This window comes from Amycolatopsis sp. NBC_01488, assembly GCF_036227105.1.
Classification (GTDB): Bacteria; Actinomycetota; Actinomycetes; order Mycobacteriales; family Pseudonocardiaceae; genus Amycolatopsis.
In genome coordinates this window covers 8676489-8693502 of sequence record NZ_CP109434.1, presented here as the reverse complement: position 1 = coordinate 8693502, position 17014 = coordinate 8676489, and the positions used below count along the sequence as shown (strand labels likewise).

Here is a 17014-nt window from a genome sequence, read left to right as displayed (position 1 = left end):
GTTCGCCTATCAGCGCGGCACAGGTCCGCGACGCGCTCACCGCGGTCGCCGACGATGCCGGCGCCCGGTACCTGGGTGGGGGCACGAATCTCGTCGACCTGATGAAGTGCGGAGTCGAGGAGCCGACCCGGCTGGTGGACGTACGACAGCTCCCGCTCGACGGTGTTCGCGACACACCGGACGGCGGGCTGGTCGTCGGTGCGACCACGACGAACAGCGACGTGGCTGCGCATCCCGAGGTGCGCCGCCGGTTCCCGGCGCTGACCCAGGCCGTCTTGGCGGGGGCGTCCGGCCAGCTGCGGAACATGGCCACGGTGGGGGGCAACCTGGTGCAGCGGACCCGTTGCGGTTACTTCGCCGACCTCTCCCAGCCGTGCAACAAGCGGGTGCCCGGCAGTGGGTGTGCCGCGATCGGGGGAGTGCACCACAACCACGCGGTACTCGGTCACTCCGAGCACTGCGTGGCGACCCATCCCTCGGACATGGCGGTGGCGCTCGCCGCGTTGGACGCGATCGTGCGCTACGAGACGCTCGACGGCGCCGGTGAGATCCCGTTGTCACGGTTCTACCGGCCGGTCGGTGACCGGCCGGACCGCGAGACCGCGTTGCCACCCGGCGCGCTGATCACCGCCGTCGTCCTGCCGGGGTCCGCGGCGGGCCTGCCGTCGCGTTACCGCAAGGTCCGCGAGCGCGCGTCGTACGCCTTCGCGACCGTTTCCGTCGCCGCCGTGCTCGACATCCGCGACGGCGTGGTGCGCGACGTACGTATCGCGTTGGGCGGTGTGGCGTCGCGTCCCTGGCGAGCCAGTTCCGCCGAGTCTCTGCTCCGCGGTGCCCAACCCACCGCCGACCGGCTCCGGACCTGCGCCGAGGAGGCGGTGAGCGGAGCCGATCCGTTGCGCGACAACGGATACAAGGTGACATTGGCGCGGAACCTGGTCGAGGCCGCGCTCGGTGAACTCAGTGGAACGGAGAAGAACCGATGAGCCCCAGCTCCACTCCCGGCGCCGTCGGCGCGCCACGCCCCCGGGCCGAGGGCCGGCTCAAGGTCACCGGCGCTGTCCACTACGCCGCGGACATGCCGATGCCGGACCTGGCCCACGGCTGGATGGTGACCGGCACCGTCTCCCGAGGCCGGATCCGCAACATCGACGCGTCAACCGCGCTCGGTATGCCGGGCGTGCTGGGGGTACTCGACCACCGCAACGCACCCCGGCTCAATCCCAAGGCCGGCAACTACTTCGGCCCGGACGGCAGCCTCCGGCTACTGCAGGACGAGGCGATTCCATACGCGGGCTGGCCCCTCGCGCTGGTGGTGGCGGAAACGCCCGAGCAGGCCAGAGCGGCGGCAGCGGCGCTGCGGGTGACCTGTGACATCGAACCGCACGATCTGGACCTGCGTCCGGAACACCCGGCCGCGCGGCCGGCGTCGACCGCCTTCGGCCCGGAGGCGGACATCGGCGACCTGAGTGCGGAGCTGGCGGCGTCCGCGGTTGTGGTCGAGGAGCGGTACCGCACTCCCGAGGAGAGCCACTGCGCCATGGAGCCGCACGCCGCGGCCGTGTGGTGGGACTCCGGCCACGTGTACGCCGTGGACTCCAACCAGGGAGCGTTCAGCGTGTCCGAGGTCCTGGCCGCGTTGTGGTCCCTCGACCGGGAGCGGGTGCACGTTCGTTCCGAGCACGTCGGCGGTGGTTTCGGCGGCAAGGGCGCCTGCGGCCCGCAGGTGGTGCTCGCGTCGATGGCCAGCCGGCGGTTCGGACGTCCGGTGCGGATCACCATGACCCGGGCGCAGGTTTTCGAGACGACCTCGTCGCGGCCTCGAACGGACCAGTTGATGACCGTCGGCGCGGACGCCGACGGCCGCTTGCGAGCCATCCACCACCGGGCGGCCTACGCCCTCTCGCCGCTTTCGGAGTACATCGAGTGGTGCACCGAGCAGGCCAAGATCCTGTACTCGGCGCCGGCGATCCGCACGCAACTCACCGCCGTGCCCCTCGACATCCTGCCGCCCGCCTCGATGCGCGGGCCCGGCGCGACACCCGGCTCGTTCGCCCTGGAGTCGGCGATCGACGAGGTCGCCGAGCGGCTGGACATGGACCCGCTGGAACTGCGCCTGCGCAACCAGCCCAAGGTCACGCCCGTCTCGGGAAAGCCCTTCAGCACCCGCCGCCTGGTCTCCTGCATGCGGGAGGGCGCGCGCCGGTTCGGCTGGGCGGCGCGCGACCGGCATCCCCGCCGCCGGCGCGAGGGCCCGCTGCTGATCGGCAGCGGCATGGCCACCACGTCGTTCAGCGCCGGGGTGTTCCCGTCGAAGGCATCGATCACCGCGGAGACGGACGGAACGTTCACGGTGTCGGTCGGGGCGAGCGACATCGGCACGGGCGCCCGTACCGCGCTGACCGCGGTCGCCGCCGACGCGCTGGCAGTCAGCACCGAGCGGATCCGCATCCGGATCGGCGACAGCGATCTCGGGATGGCGTGGGGTGCGGGCGGTTCACGCGGCACGACGTCCTGGTCCTTCGCCATCACCGAGGCCGCGAAGGAACTGCAAAAGAACCTAGACGATCCCGTCCGGCCGATCACCGCGACGGTCGACACCACCACGAGGATCGATTTCCAGCCGGACACGGAACGCCAGACCTACAGCGCCGTCTTCGCGGAGGTCACCGTCGACCCGGCCACCGGCGAGGTACGGGTACGCCGGCTGCTCGGCATGTTCGCCGTGGGCCGGGTGATCAATCCTCTGCTGGCACGCAGCCAGGTGGTCGGCGGGATGATCATGGGGCTGGCCATGGCCCTGCACGAGGAGAGCGTGCGAGACCCCCGCACCGGCCGGCTGGCGAACGGCGACTTCGCCGGCTACCACATCGCCGCGCATGCCGACGTACCCGACATCGAGGCCGACTTCGTGCCGGACTACGAACCCCAGGACCCGTCGGGGTTCAACGGCCTCGGCGAGATCGGCACGGCAGGCACCGCAGCGGCGATCGCCAACGCTGTGTGGCACGCCACCGGCACGCGCCAGCGGGTCCTGCCGATCCGCCTCGACCGCGTGCTGGAGCAGGCCACTGTCGTCGCAGACGAACTTCGTGCTGGGTGAGGTCTGGCCGTCACCGGCCCCCGACCCGTCCTTGTCAGGAATCGAGCAGCAAAGGCGGCCGTCGAAAGCGTCCAGCGCATCGTCAGACCGGTTCGGGCACCTGACCGGCGACGCCGCGCTGAGCGCGGTGCGCTGCCGCGACCACCCGACGCCTCGACACCGATCACCTGGGCCGAGGTCGAGTCGGGCATGCACGTCAGTCAGCTGGTCTTCACCGCCGCCGACGTCCTCGACCGCGTCCAGCAGCACGGCGATCCCTGCTAGGTGAAAGGGAATAGAGTCACAGCCTGCTCCGAGCCAAGGGGCTCGAACCCCTGACCCCCTCACTGCCAGTGTGGGCCGATCATGGCTCTGACCTGCGGTTATGGAGAACCTGCTGGTCGCGTGGCGCAGTTGGCTGCCGTTGAGCGCGGTCCAGTGCAGTTGAATGCGGTTGGCTCCGTGGCTGTGCTCCAGATTTGCTCCACCGTAATTGGTGAGAGACTGTCGCCAGCAGGCCTGTTGAGGCACGGCGCATCATCCTTTCTGGAACACGACGACCGACGCCTGGACCGACGCTACCGACCTGAGGTTCGGCGATCAGCTGTCCACACCGGGCGATGGTCGGATTGCGGTGCGAGATGTGCGTCGATACACTGCTGTCGATCGCACCTACAAACTCACAGTAAGCACCGTCCATACCTACTATGTGCTTGCAGGCAATACGCCTGTCCTTGTGCACAACGAGGGTGGCGACCCCATTGATCTCAATGGCAAGAGTTATACCGTGTGGCAGCGCGGGGCATACCGAATTGATATCGAGTCTCGCAATGGGATGAAGCAGATGCATTTTCAGGAGTAGATCAGAGATGTCAATTCCGCGAACGCTCCAAAGTATCAGTTCAACCCGTCTACGGGTGAGTTTGAGGGGATGCCGCGCTCCATTCAGCGGGAGTTGGCGAAGATTCCTGGTTATCAGAAGGCCATCACCCGGGCGTCGGATGTCTTTAGTCGGGTAATCGGAACGTGCGGATGACGCACCACTGCAGAGGAGTTGGAAGGCGTGTCATGGCTTAGTGCCGAAGCGGAAGCGGTTGGTGGACTGCACGTCCTGCGCACGCTTCGTCGACATGATTTGACACCCGAGTTGGATGCAGTGGTGAGGCAAGGATGGCGGATCATCGATGGAGCCGTGTTATTGTCGTGCTGGTACGACAGCTACCACGGTGACAGGTTGACATTCTCTCAAATAATGGACTACGAGGTGGCTGTCAACGGCCGTGGAATACCTGACCTTGATCTAACTGAAGTTCGAAACGATCGCGTTCCTAAGCTATTGCGGCGGGGAATTGCTTTCGCTTGGCGCGCTCTCCATGTGCAACAGCACCAATTTCCCGATATCGAAATGTCTGCTTACATCTCAGTTTCCCCGACGCTTTTTGACGCCAACTATTTTACGGGCAATGTTACGTTCTGCGCGGTGCGAACTGGTGAAAGACCGTATATTGATCGCGAATTACTCAAGGATGAGATTGTGGCAGCAATATTTTCAAGAGACTGTGTGATCGATCTTGACTAGTGATGTCTGTCTATCGGTCCGACGTACCGAGTGGCATCACTGAATGATTGGTGCAAGCTTTCTCTGGAGTTGATTCGGGGTGCCGGACAAGCACGGTTTCCTCGGCGGGTACCAGAACACGACCGGGGTCACCCATATCGGTGCTCGGGACTACGACCCGCTGGCCGGACGGTTCATGACCGCGGACCCCGTGCTCGACACGAGCGACTCGCAGGCGCTGAACGCCTACAGCTACGGCAACAACAGCCTGGTGTCGTTCAGCGACCCGACGGGCATGGTCCTGCAGATCGACGGCCGTCCTGCGTATGTCGGTTCTGCCGCGATGAGCACCATGAGTCCGGCCGCCTGGGACCGGGCATACAGCTACAACGTCGGTGTTGCCCGTAACTGGTTGAACGCCGTGACGCACAAGACCCGATCGACGTATCCGGCTTTTGTCGGCCGAGAGAACCATCTGATGTCGCCGGCGCAGCGGCGGTCGAAGTGGGAGACCCAGTTCGCCAACTGGTCGTTGCAGCCGGCGGATCGGCGACCGCCTGACTATGACCAGTTCGCCGCGGCGCGTTCTGTGACGAGTTCCCTGATGTTCGCGCCTGTGATCCGTCGCCACCCAGTCTCGAAGAGACCCTCGACGTGGTGGGATTCCTCGTTTCGATACCTACGGGTGCCTGGGTGGCGCGCCTCGGCGGCGAGGCTGTCGTCGGAGCGATTGCTGGAATCGAAGGCTCGGTCGGGGCCGGTGGCGCCGTCGCAGCCGGTGCCGGCGCGGGTGCGTTGGGGGACTACAGCGGTTCTCTCGTCGCGGCGAAGATCGCCGCGGAAGCAGTCGGCGGTGACAGCGCGGCAGCGGCGTGCGTTGGAAAGAACAGCTTCACTGGCGACACGCCGGTGCTCATGGCCGATGGAACCAGCAAGCCGATCGCCGAGGTCAAGGTCGGCGACGAGGTCAGGAACTCCGAACCGGACGATAGCTTCGTCGAGCACCACGTGGTCGCTGCGTTGCACATCACCGAGGACGACCACGACTTCGTCGACGTCACGGTTGGGACGTCGTCTGGGCCGCGCGCTATCGCCACGACCGCGCACCACCGCTTCTGGGATGAGACGACCCGCACATGGACTGACGCCGCGGATCTTAGGGTTGGAGACCATCTTTCAACGCCCGGCGGAGGTCAAATCGCGGTTCAATCTCTGCGCCGCTATGCTGCAGTCAATCGAACCTACAACCTCACCATCGAAGATCTTCACACTTACTATGTGATCGTTGGCGAAACGGCGGTCCTTGTCCACAATGCCGGTCTGTGCGATTGGCGCTCTGAGTTCGACAACCTTGCTGCCGGCAAGCAAGGCCATGTGCGGACGGTGGGTGACGCTCAGGAACTACGCGGTATGTTCGACGGCTGGACTGCCGGTGCCCAGCGTCTTCCTTCCCGTGGTGCCAAGATTCCTGATGTCTACCGGCTCGACGATGGCACGGTCATGCAGTGGCGAACCGCTTCTCAGTCCGGCGATGAGACAGTTGATATCTTTCCACCCGGCTCTAAAGGTCTGAAGGTGCATATCGGCGATGAATAGTATTGAAACGGCTCTTCGCGAAGTTCTATTTGAGGGCTTGGACGACTGGGTTCCAGTTGATCGGGTAATCGGGTTGGCGCGCGAGATGGCAGCCACTGAGGCGGCGGACTTCCAGGATCTTGCCGTTCGCATGATTGAGTTGCTAATAGGGCAAGGTCTCATGGATGCCGGTGATATCGGAGATGCGGGCTTTGAGCGCTGGGAAGGGACTCCAGAAGAGGTAGTAGCGCGAGTGGTAGCTGTGTGTAAATCACTCCGCTGGGAGCCATTTGGCGAGGCTTGCTGGATGACCAACACGGACAAAGGGAACGCGCAGGCTCAAAAGTGAATAGATAAGGGCGTGCCGCCGTGGGGAGTGCAAATGGCGTCGGCGATGGATGTTGGCAAATTTGAGTGCTATCGGAGCTGGTGCTCTTGAAATTCCTCGGTGCTACGGGATAAGCGGTAGTTGTCAAGCAAGTGAGTCAGGTTGTGTTTAGATCGCTGGTTTCGGCTGGTCGGCGGGCTGGTTGATTCATGCTGCTTCGGGCAGTTTGGGTGGTCGCGCGCGGCGTGCGAAGCGCTCAGGGTGCTGGGCTTAAGGCGACACGTCGACTTCCGCGGAATCCGAGGTCGCTCGAGGTGAACTCGCGAAGATGGCCAGCGCGTTCCCGCGGCGGCTTCCTCCTGCGGCGGGCACGATCGGACACCGACAATGGCTCCTCTTCCACCGGGTGCGTCTTCCGATACTGCGCGACCCAGTTCCCGAGCGTGCCCGGGTTGATCCCCGTTCCCGAGCGACCTGCGCGATCGGACGATTCCCCTCGATCACCATCTTGACCGCTTCATCCCGAAACTCGGGAGAAAACTTCCGACGCCGTTCTGGCATTAACCATCCTCCATTCCAGACCGGACCCTATTAGGCCCACTGTCCGGAAAGCGGGAGGCGGTCACTGCTTCGGCGCTGCCGCAGCTGAACGCCCTGTTCGGCAAGCAACCGCCACCGGCGCCGGTCGCTGCAGCCGTGCCCCAGCGCCCGCCGGCCGCGGTAGTGCCCGCCCGGCGCGCGGCTGAGGCGGAAGCGGAGGAGAACTTCGAGGAGCTGGATTTCCTGACTGACGAGCCGGAATCGGGAGGTGGGCGCTGGTGAACTCCGAAGAGGCGCTGTACAACCTCACGAAGGAGATCGATGCGCGGGTGGTCGCGGTGGAGCGGGCGGCCAAGACCGGGGAGGCCCTGCCGCTGGTGCTCACCATCGGTGCAGGCCTCGGCACTGTCACCGTCGACGGACTGGGTGGCCTGGTCTCGGTTGACCTCGACCGGGACGCGGTCGCCGGGCAGACCGGCGCGAGTCTCGCCGGGCACGTCCAGCGCGCGATTACCAACGCCGAATCGGCTGCCGTGACCCGACGTCGGTCGATGATCGACGACGCGGCGGGGGAGGGCCGGTGAGCGACGGCAACTTCGCCAACCCTTTCGGTACCGCCGCGGCCGGTTCGGGTTTCGAGGTCTACCCGCAGGCCTTGCGCGCGGCGACCGACGACGTGTTCGCTGCGCGCGACAAGGTGATCAAGTTCGGTCACGAGGACCTGGCGCAGGTGGTCCTGCGTGAGGATGACGTGGGCATGCTGGGGGCGCAGGCCGGTGTCGTGGCGAAGTTCAACGACGCCATTGCCCACATCCGCGGCAAGACCGACAAGGGTGCGATGCAGCTGGGGCAGTTCGCCGAGGCGCTGGACAAAGCCGCCGACTATTACGACAGCCAGGACGAGGCGGACTTCGAGCGTCTGCACGACCTGGAGCGGGGGATGCACTGACCATGAGCGCACCGACTGTCCCGCCGGCCGCGGCCGCGGCGCCGCAGCCCTATCCCGACGAAGCCGACGGGAAGATCCGCAGGATCGCCGAACTGCTCGGCCGGGGCGAGATCATCCAGCTGCTCGACGACGTCCGCAACAAGCTGCTGGGTAATGCGTTCCAGGTCCAGGACATGGCCATGGAGTTCGCGAGGAACCACACCCTCGCCGACGCCGGTGACGAGATCGGCAGCGCCGTTCAGGCGGTGGCGGGCACCTGGAGTGGGTCGGGCCGCCGCCCAGTTCAGCACCTACGCCGGCACCGTCGGGAAGGCGCTGGGCGAACAGCAAGACGTCGTCGGCGGCATGTCCGGGATTCTCTCCGGGATCGCCGGGTGCGTGATCGAGACCTACAGCAAAGCCATTGAGTTCATTGGAACCTGCGCTGTCGGGCTCGGCAAGCTCGGCTACAAGACGATCGTGGCGATCGTGACCTCGGCGATCCCGATCGTGGACGTCTTCACGTCCAAGGACGTCGTCGACGCGGTCGTGGACGCCTTCGCCGCCCTCATCAGTTCCATCAACGGACTGTTCGCTCAGGCTGTCTCCACGCTGGGCGACTTCCGTGCCCAAGCCACCGCCCTCGTGCAGGGCGACACCGACTTTCCCGACATGCCCCCGATGCCCGCCAACTCCGGAATGGACAACGAGAAGCAATGGCGCGTCGACCCGACAGCGGCTCCCGCATGAGGTCAACGGTCTTGAGCTGTGTGGCGCTCGTGTCGGCGAGCTTGCTCACCGGGTGCGGCCCGTCGGCACCCGAACGCGTGCTGGCCCAGCCACCGGCGCCGGCGCAGATCGTTGACGATCTTCGAGCGAGGCGAGCCCAGGACATGCTCGCTGGTGGAGGCTCCACGCCTGCGCTTGACGCAGGCCTCGAAGTGCTTGAGCCGCAGCTCCAGGCTGTCGTCCTGCGCGAGATCGTCGGGCTGAGCACCGCAGAGACCGCGCAGGTTCTGGACAAGCGCTCGGGAAGCCCGCGTGCGGCCGCCGTCGCCGATGCGCCGGTCGGGGCGTCTGATCACTCCTTCCGCGTCAGGCCGCGCGAACCGTGAGCGAAGAAGTTGTAGGAACCGATGACGGTAGCGGTGTTCCGAGTCCGGGTGGCACTCACGTGGCGTTCGGAAAAGCCCGTCTGGAACGTGGTGAACGCCGCCGACCGCGACAGTGGATCGCTGTCGTCCTCGTTGACGACGACATGGACGAAGGTGACCCCGTCGTCGAGTCGAAACGACGTGTAGCGAATCCCGCCCGGGTCCCGGTTGTTGAGTTCCGCCATCACCTGCTCAATCAGCCGCTGGTTTTCCTCGGCCGTCTCGGGGTGGGTCTGGTATCGCACGATGGTGACGTCGCGCATGGTGGGTGCTCCTTCGGCGGTGTTTCCTCGGTGTGGGTCAGCCGCGCGACGCCCAGGGCGCCGCGCGGCCCAGGCGTCAGGCGTTGAGCTGGGTGACCGCGGCGACGATCTGCGGGTTGTCGGACTGCATGCGACCGGCGAATCCGGCGTTCTCCAGGGGGTAGAAGTTCATCAGGATCAGGGTCTCGGCGGTGTTGGCCAGCCCGTCGTAGGCCTCGTGGACGGCGGCGTGGATCTTGTTCGACAGGGTGCGGCGGGCGTCGACGCTGTGCAGCTCCGGGGCCTCGAGGAAGCAGAGGGGCCGGATCGGCTCGGCTCCGGCGCGGCCGTCCTGGGCGACGTTGTCCGCGGGGTACTCGCGCAGCCAGATGCGCACGTCGGGAATCCGGTACGCCTCGTCGATCGCCGCGGTGATGTCCCGCATCATCGTCTGCTTGGCCTCGGGCCGGATACCGGCGGGTGCTTCGACGAAGAACTGCGGCATGGGAGGTCTCCTCTCGGGTGGGACCTGGGAGCAGGCCCTCAGCAGGTGTGACGCGGCGAGGCGGCCCGGCTCACCGGTGATTCGCTCGTCTCGGCCGGTTTTCCCGGAACCGGTGAGTTCGCGACGCCGGGTGCGTCATACGTGCATAGGCTGAAGTTCGCGAAGAAGAAGGTGCTGCGCTGGTGACCGATGTGACGAGCCCGCCGGGACGGCGGAAACCGGTGGACGACGACGAGCTCGCGGCCGGGCTGGCGGGGGACGAGGCCGCCTTCGCCGCGCTCGTCGAACGCCACCGCGCGGAGCTGCACCTGCACTGCTACCGGTTCATGGCGGCGACGCAGGACGCGGAGGACCTGGTCCAGGAGACGTTTCTGCGCGCGTGGACGAAACGGGCGAGCTTTCAGGGCCGGTCCACCTTCCGCGCGTGGCTCTACGGCATCGCGACGAACGCGTGCCTCGACGCCCTCCGCCGGCGTCCGCGGCGGGTGACCCCGCCGGAGGTGGCCGGCCCGGCCGATCCGCTGGCCCGGCCGGGGCCCGCGACGGACCTGCCGTGGCTGGAGCCCTACCCGGACCTGCTGCTGGAGAACGTCGTCGCCGCGGGGGTGGATCCCGAGGCGATGCTGGTCCGCCGGGAGGCGACCGAGCTGGCGTTCCTGGCCGCGATCCAGCACCTGCCCCCACGGCAGCGCGCAGTACTCATCCTGCGTGATGTCGTCGAGTGGTCCGCGAAGGAGACGGCGACCGCGTTGGACATGACGGTGGTGTCGGTCAACAGCGCGTTGCAGCGCGCCCGGGAGACGCTCAGGAGGCGCTGGGTGCGCGACGACACCGATCACCGGGCGCTTGCGCGCCTGGGCGAGGTCGAGAAGTCCCTGCTGGCGGGCATGGTCGACGCGTGGGACCGGACCGACATCGACGCGGTGGCCGCCCTGCTCGGGGCGGACGCGCGCCTGGTGATGCCGCCGACGACCTCGTGGTACGACGGGCGGGAGTCGGTCACGACGTTCCTCGCCTCGCACGCCTTCACCCCCGGCATGGCCGGCGGCATGCGCGCGCTGGCGACGGCCGCGAACCGGCAGCCCGCACTCGGTGTCTACATCCGGGACGAGCAGGCCCGCTTCCGGGCGTTCGCGCTGCTCGTGCTGACCGTCGAGGACGACGCGGTCAGCGAGATGACCCTCTTCCACCTGCCGCGGCTGTTCCCCCTGTGCGGGTTGCCCGCCGAGCTCTGAACCACCCCTGCCGACAGCCGCGCCAGACCCCCTCGCCGGGGCGCGCGGGGGTCGGCGACGCCCGTCGCCGACCGGCCGTTCCCTCGGAACAATCGCAACAAGGAGAAGAAATGATCTTGGTGACAGGCGCAGCCGGCAGAGCCGGATCCGCGGTGCTCGAGGCGCTCGCCCGGGCGAATGTGCCGGTGCGGGCCCTGGTGCGCGACGCGGCACGCGCGCCGGAGCTGACCGGCCTGCCCGGTGTCACGGTGGTCGAGGGCGATCTGCGCAATCGCTCGGCGCTGGCCCCGGCGCTGGAGGGGGTGAAGCGGGCACTGCTGATCTCGTCGCCGCGAGAGGAGATGGTCGACGCGCAGATCAGCTTCATCGACGCCGCGCAGGCAGCGGGCGTGCGGCACGTGGTCAAGTTCTCCGGCCGGGAAGCCGGCGTCGGCTTCGACCAGGACGTGTTCCGCGGCACCCGCTGGCACGGCCAGATCGAGCGGTACCTGGAGCGATCCGGGCTGGCGTGGACGCACCTGCGGCCCAGTCAGTTCATGCAGAACTACCTGCCCGGCTCGATCAACCGGGGTGGACGCCGCGGCCGGGGAGCTGGTGATGCCGATCGGCGACACCCGGCTGTCCCCGGTCGACGTCGCCGACGTCGCCGCGATCGCGGCCGGGCTGCTCACCGCGGACGGCCACGAAAGCCGGGCCTACGACATCACCGGCCCGGAAGCGCTGACGATGACCGAGATCGTCGAGCGCATCTCCGCCGCGACCGGCCGGCCGTTCCGCTACGTCGACGTGACGTTCGAGGAGAAGCGGCGCCGCTACACCGCCGCAGGCCTGCCGCCGCACATGGTGGATTTGTTCGACGAGCAGTTCAGGGAGCGCCGGCGCACCCCGGAAACGCGGATCGAGGTGGCCGCGCACCACACCTTCGGCGTGAGCCCGACCAGTTTCGCCGGCTTCGCCCACGCCCACTCGGCCGAGTTCACCGGGCCGGCGCGGTGAACGCCACCTCGCGCGATCGCGCCTGGGCGCTGGCGCTGACGAGCATCGGCTCGTTCATGGTCATCCTGGACATGCTGGTGGTCGCCACCGCGCTGAGCGCCATCCAGCGTGACTTCGGTGCGTCGCTGGCGGATCTCGAATGGACGGTCACCGCGTACTCGCTCAGCTTCGCCGCGCTGCTGATGACCGCGTCGGTGCTGGGCGACCGGTTCGGGCGCCGCCGGCTGTTCGCGATCGGGCTGGGCGTGTTCGGGCTCGCGTCGGCGGCCTGCGCGGAAGCGCCGTCGATCGGCTGGCTGATCGCCGAACGGGTAGTGCAAGGGGCCGGCGCCGCGGTGATCATGCCGATGGCGCTGTCACTGCTGAACGCGGCGTTCCCGCCGCAGCGGCGCGGCTGGGCGATCGGGGTGTACGGCGGGGTCACCGGGCTCGGCGCGATGCTCGGCCCGATCATCGGCGGCGCGGTCACCGAGGGGCTGAGCTGGCAGTGGATCTTCTGGCTGAACGTGCCGATCGCCGCGGCGGCGATCCCGCTGGTGCTGACCCGGCTCGCCGAAAGTCGCGGCCCCGTCAGGCGCCCCGACCTGCCGGGGCTGGTCCTGCTCAGCGCTGCGGTGCTGGCTTTGGTGTGCGGCCTGATCCGCAGCGGCGACGCCGGTTGGGGCAGCGGCGAGGTGGTCGGCGCGCTGGTCGCGGGCCTGCTGCTCGCGGCGGTGTTCGCCGGCTGGCAACGACGTGCTCCGGCGCCGATGATCCCGCTGCGGCTGTTCCGGTTCCGGGCGTTCTCCGCCGGCAACACCGCGATCTTCTTCCTCAACGCGTCGATGAGCGGCGCGGTGTTCCTGACCGCGCAGTTCCAGCAGATCGCCCTGGGGCACCGTCCGCTGGACGCGGCTCTGCGGCTGCTGCCGTGGGGAGTGGCGCCGTTCCTCGTCGCGCCTCTGGCCGGTGCCCTGGCCAACCGGGTCGGGGCGCGAAGGCTGGCGGTGGCGGGGCTGCTGCTGCAGGCCGTCGGCATGGGCTGGACCGGCTGGGTTTCGGATCCCGGCGTCGCGTATGCGGCGCTGGTGGTGCCGATGAGCCTGGCCGGAGTCGGCTTCGCCGCGGCCATCCCGGTGCTCACCCGCTCGGCGGTCAGCGAGGTCGATCTGCCCGACATGGGCACGGCCTCCGGCGTGTACAGCACGTTCCGGCAACTCGGCGGCGCGTTCGGGGTCGCCGTGCTCGGCGCGGTCTTCGCCGCGGCCGGAGGCTACGGGTCGGCCGCCGCGTTCAGCGACGGCTACACGCCGGCGTTGCTGGGCGCCGGCGCGGCCGCACTCGTGGGGGCGGTCGTCTCCGTCTTCCTGCCGAGTGCCGCCCGCAGCCCCGCAGGTCCGACACCGAGCGACCCGCCGCGAACCGAGCCGGACCTGCACGGCGCTCGCTGACCATGACCCCATCGAGCACGCCGACTTCGCGCACTGACCTCGGCTGCCGATGCCGTGCCTGGTGATCATTGACCGCTGTCCTGGAAAGCTGCGAGCTCTTCGACAAGTTGCATTCAAGCTGAACATGACCGACAGACGGTTTTAGGGCTGGCGGCGCACTTCATCGTGCCTTTGGTTTCAGGACCTCAATTCAACCTTAAGTTTCTCTTCAAAGTATGGCATTTAGTGTGCAGCTGGATACTGTTTTCGATGTCCGGCGCCTCGCCGAAGTCAATCACCTCGTTGCTGGAAGGGTAGAACTATGAATGCTGATTTTGCTTCCCGCTCATTCGCTAGGGTGGGGGCGCTCGCGGCGGCCACGGTCGCGGCGGGCCTGCTGATGGGCGGTGGAACTGCCGCTGAGGCCGCGCCGCAGACTGCAAGCAGTTGCACGGGAGCCCACCAGGCCGGCGGGGCACCCGCGACATGGAGTCCCGCGTCCCACTCGGGCTGCAACGTGTTCGGCATGCCCGGGCGCACCCAGGGCTACAGCTTCACTGTTACCAACAACCAAATGGCATGTGTGCAGGGCTGGGGCTTCGACGCCAGCCACCCGAAGGGACGCTGGTTCGACATCGGCTGCGGCTTGTCGGGCCATGCGACGGTCCCGTGGGGCAACGTGCTGGCCGAACCGATGGTCCGCGTGAAGGCCAACAGCCTGCTCCCCACCCTTGTCAACTGGTACATCTGACACCGAAGCGGGCTGCCGGGTGAGAATTGTCGCGGTCGACGATTCTCACCCGGCAGAGATGTAGAGAATCCGCTTGGTTGCCCGTGAGCTGGTGAGCGTCCGGAATTTCGGGTCCCGGTTGTCGCTCGCTGAGTCGCATGATCATGGGTCGCTGAATGGTTCTCCCGGGGCGGCAGACAATCGTCCTTGATTTAGTACGGCAGCCGCAGTGTGTGACCTGGCGGCGTGTCGTGGTCATGAAGGCGGCCACCGCGTGATCGACTTCAAGGTGTGTTGGATCTCGAAGAAGACGCGGTGGCCGCGTCGAGAACTGTAGTTGATGATCGTCTGGCTCGGTGGCAGGCCGGGTTCGATGACGTGTTCGCGCTGGTCGCGGGGCGTTTCGCGCAGGCGGACTCACGGCGGCGGGCCCGGATGTATGTGCTGGGGCTGCTGTCGAAGGCGGAGCGGAAGAACTCGTGGACGATCGCTGAGCAGGCCGGCGACCTGTGCCCCGACGGTATGCAACGGTTGCTGAACTTCTACCGCTGGGACGCCGACGCGGTCCGCGACGATCTGCGCGGCCATGTGCTGACCCACCTCGGCGACCGCAGTGGGGTCGCAGTGGCCGACGAGACCGGATTCCTGAAGAAGGGCACCAAATCCGCCGGAGTGCAGCGGCAGTATTCCGGCACCGCCGGACGGATCGAGAACTGCCAGCTCGGCGTGTTCCTGACCTACGTCTCGGTCAAGGGACGCGCGTTGATCGACCGAGAACTCTACCTGCCCAAGTCGTGGACCGAGGATCCCGAGCGCTGCCGTGAGGCCGGGATCGCCGACACCGTGACGTTCGCGACCAAACCCCAGCTCGCCCAGCGGATGCTGGAACGGCTGCTCGACACCGGCTCCGACCTCGAGTGGTTCACCGCCGACGAGGCCTACGGCGACAACCCCGGACTGCGCAGCTGGTGCGAACAGGCCGGACTGAACTACGTCATGGCCATCTCGTGTGATCACCGCTTCGGCACCCCGGCCGGGACGTTGCGGGCTGACGAGCTCGCCGCTGCGGCACCGCGCAAGGGCTGGCAACGCCTCTCCGCCGGGATCGGCAGCAAAGGACACCGGCTCTACGACTGGCTGCTGCTCGACCCCGCCACCACCGGCGGGCATCAGCTGCTGGTTCGCCGCTCGATCAGCAAACCCACCGAGCTGGCCTACTACATCTGCCACTCCACCTACCCCGTCCCCGTTGCCGAGCTCGTCCGGGTCGCCGGATCCCGTTGGGCGGTGGAGGAAACGTTCCAGTTCGCCAAGAACGAGACCGGCTTGGACCACTACCAGGTCCGCAAATACCAGGCGTGGTACCGGCACATCACCCTGTCCATGCTCGCCGCCGCGTTCCTCGCCACCACCGCCCACGATGAACGGTCCCGCATCGAAAAGGGGGCACCTCCGACACTGCAGAACAGTTAATTCCCTTATCCTGCAATGAAATCAGACGACTCTTGGCCACCGGCACCGACCCCGTCCACCCACCAGAACACACCGATCACTGGTCACTGTGGCGACGACGCCACCAAACCCGCGCCCGCCACGGCCACTACCAGCGACAACGCGACAAACATCCCAGACTGCGGCTGCCGTATTAGGCACACTCTGCGTCACTCGTCCGCTCGACTCGAGGTTCTCCCGAGCCTATGAAGCCAGCCAGCGTCCGGACTCGTGTCAAGCGCTAGACCGTATGGAAGGGCCGGCGCCTCGCTCGTAAGTTGGCGCGGGTTGCCGCCACATTTGGTGGTGGTAGAGCCGCGATTTACGGGAGGCGCCGGTGTTTATCGAGCGTACGTGTGTCGGGTTGGATGTTCATGCCCGATCGGTGGTGGCTTGCGCGATCGACAACGAGGCCGGAGAGATCCGGTCGCTGCGGCTGTCGCCGAAGACCGAGGCGGTGGTGGCGTGGGTGTGTGCGCTGCCCGCTCCGGCGGCGGTGACGTATGAGGCCGGTCCGACCGGGTTCGGCCTGGCGCGGGCTCTGGAACGGGCCGGGGTGCGGTGCGTGGTGGTCGCGCCTTCGAAGCTGGAACGACCTCCCGGTGATCGGGTCAAGACCGACCGCCGCGACGCCGAGCGCCTGGCGCGGCTGCTGCGGATCGGGGAACTGCCCGCGGTGCGGGTGCCCAGGGAGACCGAGGAAGCGGCACGAGATCTGGTGCGGGCGCGTGAAGACGTCCGCGGGGACCTGATGCGGGCACGGCACCGACTGTCGAAGTTGTTGCTGCGGCAGGGGTTGCTCTACGACGGCACGGCATGGACTGGGGCGCACGAGGTCTGGTTGCGGTCGCTGAGCTTCGACCGGGTCGGGGTCCGGCTGGCCTTCGAGGAGGCCTACGACGCGGCGCTGAGTACGCAGGCTCGGCGGTTCCGGCTGGACGCCGCGATCACCGAGCTGGCCGCGACCCCGGAGTTCGCGCCGGTCGTCGGGCGGCTGGGCTGCCTGCGCGGAGTGAGCACGTTGACTGCGTTCGGTCTGGCGACCGAGATCGGGGACTGGCATCGGTTCACCGGTGCCTCGATCGGCGCCTACGTCGGGCTGGTGCCCGCGGAGTCTTCCAGCGGCGAGCACCGCCGGGCATGACTGAGCTGAGCAGGTTCAGTCCACCGGACTTCGAGGTCTTGCCGGCTAGCCGGTGCTGCGGCAGGTGGTGAGCAGACGGTGGGTCGAGGCGAATGCA

Annotated in this window: 18 protein-coding genes and 3 pseudogenes; 18 read left to right on the top strand and 3 right to left on the bottom strand. The window is 67.3% G+C overall.

The window, feature by feature from the left end; all coding sequences use genetic code 11:
• The first annotated feature begins 8 nt into the window (after positions 1-8).
• From OG738_RS40840 to OG738_RS40815, 7 genes and pseudogenes are all read left to right on the top strand, one after another.
• Positions 9-986 (top strand): FAD binding domain-containing protein, encoded by a 978-nt coding sequence (locus OG738_RS40840; RefSeq protein WP_329056994.1) that lies wholly within the window; start codon positions 9-11, stop codon positions 984-986.
• Positions 983-3103 (top strand): xanthine dehydrogenase family protein molybdopterin-binding subunit, encoded by a 2121-nt coding sequence (locus OG738_RS40835; protein WP_329049133.1) that lies wholly within the window; start codon positions 983-985, stop codon positions 3101-3103. Before OG738_RS40840 ends, OG738_RS40835 begins: the two co-directional genes overlap by 4 nt.
• Positions 3104-3623: 520 nt before the next feature.
• Positions 3624-3944 (top strand): annotated as a pseudogene (locus tag OG738_RS44830) (hypothetical protein); the annotation flags it as partial.
• A 201-nt stretch (positions 3945-4145) separates the two neighbouring features.
• Positions 4146-4661 (top strand): hypothetical protein, encoded by a 516-nt coding sequence (locus tag OG738_RS40830; protein ID WP_329049131.1) that lies wholly within the window; start codon positions 4146-4148, stop codon positions 4659-4661.
• 79 nt (positions 4662-4740) lie between these two features.
• Positions 4741-4926 (top strand): annotated as a pseudogene (locus tag OG738_RS40825) (RHS repeat-associated core domain-containing protein); the annotation flags it as partial.
• 407 nt (positions 4927-5333) lie between these two features.
• Positions 5334-6236: a Hint domain-containing protein gene (locus OG738_RS40820; RefSeq protein ID WP_329049129.1), complete on the top strand. Its 903-nt coding sequence runs from the start codon at positions 5334-5336 to the stop codon at positions 6234-6236.
• Positions 6229-6564, top strand: a complete 336-nt coding sequence (locus OG738_RS40815; RefSeq protein ID WP_329049127.1) for a hypothetical protein — start codon at positions 6229-6231, stop codon at positions 6562-6564. Before OG738_RS40820 ends, OG738_RS40815 begins: the two co-directional genes overlap by 8 nt.
• A gap of 249 nt (positions 6565-6813) precedes the next feature.
• Here OG738_RS40815 and OG738_RS44825 read toward each other — a convergent pair whose 3' ends face one another.
• Positions 6814-7104 (bottom strand): transposase, encoded by a 291-nt coding sequence (locus tag OG738_RS44825; protein WP_442875842.1) that lies wholly within the window; start codon positions 7102-7104, stop codon positions 6814-6816.
• 257 nt (positions 7105-7361) lie between these two features.
• Here OG738_RS44825 and OG738_RS40810 point away from each other — a divergent pair, with 257 nt between their 5' ends.
• From OG738_RS40810 to OG738_RS40795, 4 genes are read left to right on the top strand one after another with little or no spacing between them, the layout of a single operon-like run.
• A complete protein-coding gene (locus tag OG738_RS40810; protein ID WP_329049125.1) occupies positions 7362-7667 on the top strand; it encodes a hypothetical protein in 306 nt (101 codons plus the stop codon).
• Positions 7664-8032, top strand: a complete 369-nt coding sequence (locus OG738_RS40805) for a hypothetical protein (protein ID WP_329049124.1) — start codon at positions 7664-7666, stop codon at positions 8030-8032. The genes OG738_RS40810 and OG738_RS40805 overlap by 4 nt, the downstream gene beginning before the upstream one ends.
• A 2-nt stretch (positions 8033-8034) precedes the next feature.
• Entirely contained in the window at positions 8035-8439 is a 405-nt protein-coding gene (locus OG738_RS40800) for a hypothetical protein (RefSeq protein WP_329049122.1), read from the top strand.
• On the top strand, positions 8411-8761 hold the full coding sequence (locus OG738_RS40795) for a hypothetical protein (protein ID WP_329049120.1): 351 nt from the start codon (positions 8411-8413) through the stop codon (positions 8759-8761). Before OG738_RS40800 ends, OG738_RS40795 begins: the two co-directional genes overlap by 29 nt.
• A gap of 331 nt (positions 8762-9092) precedes the next feature.
• On the opposite strand, the gene OG738_RS40790 is transcribed toward OG738_RS40795, so the two are convergent.
• Together OG738_RS40790 and OG738_RS40785 are read right to left on the bottom strand one after the other, a co-directional pair.
• Positions 9093-9428, bottom strand: a complete 336-nt coding sequence (locus tag OG738_RS40790; RefSeq protein WP_329049119.1) for a hypothetical protein — start codon at positions 9426-9428, stop codon at positions 9093-9095.
• 76 nt (positions 9429-9504) lie between these two features.
• Positions 9505-9912, bottom strand: a complete 408-nt coding sequence (locus OG738_RS40785; protein WP_329049118.1) for a tautomerase family protein — start codon at positions 9910-9912, stop codon at positions 9505-9507.
• 182 nt (positions 9913-10094) lie between these two features.
• Here OG738_RS40785 and OG738_RS40780 point away from each other — a divergent pair, with 182 nt between their 5' ends.
• The 7 genes and pseudogenes from OG738_RS40780 (at position 10095) to OG738_RS40755 (ending at position 16917) form a co-directional block, all read left to right on the top strand.
• A complete protein-coding gene (locus tag OG738_RS40780; RefSeq protein WP_329049117.1) occupies positions 10095-11147 on the top strand; it encodes an RNA polymerase subunit sigma-70 in 1053 nt (350 codons plus the stop codon).
• A 110-nt stretch (positions 11148-11257) separates the two neighbouring features.
• Positions 11258-11686: pseudogene (locus OG738_RS44820) on the top strand (NAD(P)H-binding protein); the annotation flags it as partial.
• A gap of 58 nt (positions 11687-11744) precedes the next feature.
• The gene (locus OG738_RS40775; protein ID WP_329049115.1) at positions 11745-12143 is read left to right on the top strand and encodes a hypothetical protein; all 399 of its coding nucleotides are present in this window, start codon (positions 11745-11747) and stop codon (positions 12141-12143) included.
• Positions 12140-13573 (top strand): MFS transporter, encoded by a 1434-nt coding sequence (locus OG738_RS40770; RefSeq protein ID WP_329049113.1) that lies wholly within the window; start codon positions 12140-12142, stop codon positions 13571-13573. Before OG738_RS40775 ends, OG738_RS40770 begins: the two co-directional genes overlap by 4 nt.
• Before the next feature lie 505 nt (positions 13574-14078).
• Complete coding sequence (locus OG738_RS40765; RefSeq protein ID WP_329049112.1) at positions 14079-14303, top strand: hypothetical protein; 225 nt, start codon at positions 14079-14081, stop codon at positions 14301-14303.
• A 327-nt stretch (positions 14304-14630) separates the two neighbouring features.
• Positions 14631-15755 (top strand): IS701 family transposase, encoded by a 1125-nt coding sequence (locus tag OG738_RS40760; protein ID WP_442875948.1) that lies wholly within the window; start codon positions 14631-14633, stop codon positions 15753-15755.
• 355 nt (positions 15756-16110) lie between these two features.
• Positions 16111-16917 (top strand): IS110 family transposase, encoded by an 807-nt coding sequence (locus OG738_RS40755; RefSeq protein ID WP_329049110.1) that lies wholly within the window; start codon positions 16111-16113, stop codon positions 16915-16917.
• Positions 16918-17014 lie beyond the last annotated feature (97 nt).

What these genes read in the sequence shown, in the direction of transcription:
- OG738_RS40835 (WP_329049133.1), top strand. Translation starts at nt 983, where the DNA reads ATGAGCCCCAGCTCCACTCCCGGCGCCGTCGGCGCGCCACGCCCCCGG.
- OG738_RS40815 (WP_329049127.1), top strand. Translation starts at nt 6,229, where the DNA reads ATGAATAGTATTGAAACGGCTCTTCGCGAAGTTCTATTTGAGGGCTTG.
- OG738_RS44825 (WP_442875842.1), bottom strand. Translation starts at nt 7,104, where the DNA reads ATGCCAGAACGGCGTCGGAAGTTTTCTCCCGAGTTTCGGGATGAAGCG.
- OG738_RS40800 (WP_329049122.1), top strand. Translation starts at nt 8,035, where the DNA reads ATGAGCGCACCGACTGTCCCGCCGGCCGCGGCCGCGGCGCCGCAGCCC.
- OG738_RS40790 (WP_329049119.1), bottom strand. Translation starts at nt 9,428, where the DNA reads ATGCGCGACGTCACCATCGTGCGATACCAGACCCACCCCGAGACGGCC.
- OG738_RS40785 (WP_329049118.1), bottom strand. Translation starts at nt 9,912, where the DNA reads ATGCCGCAGTTCTTCGTCGAAGCACCCGCCGGTATCCGGCCCGAGGCC.
- OG738_RS40775 (WP_329049115.1), top strand. Translation starts at nt 11,745, where the DNA reads ATGCCGATCGGCGACACCCGGCTGTCCCCGGTCGACGTCGCCGACGTC.
- OG738_RS40765 (WP_329049112.1), top strand. Translation starts at nt 14,079, where the DNA reads ATGCCCGGGCGCACCCAGGGCTACAGCTTCACTGTTACCAACAACCAA.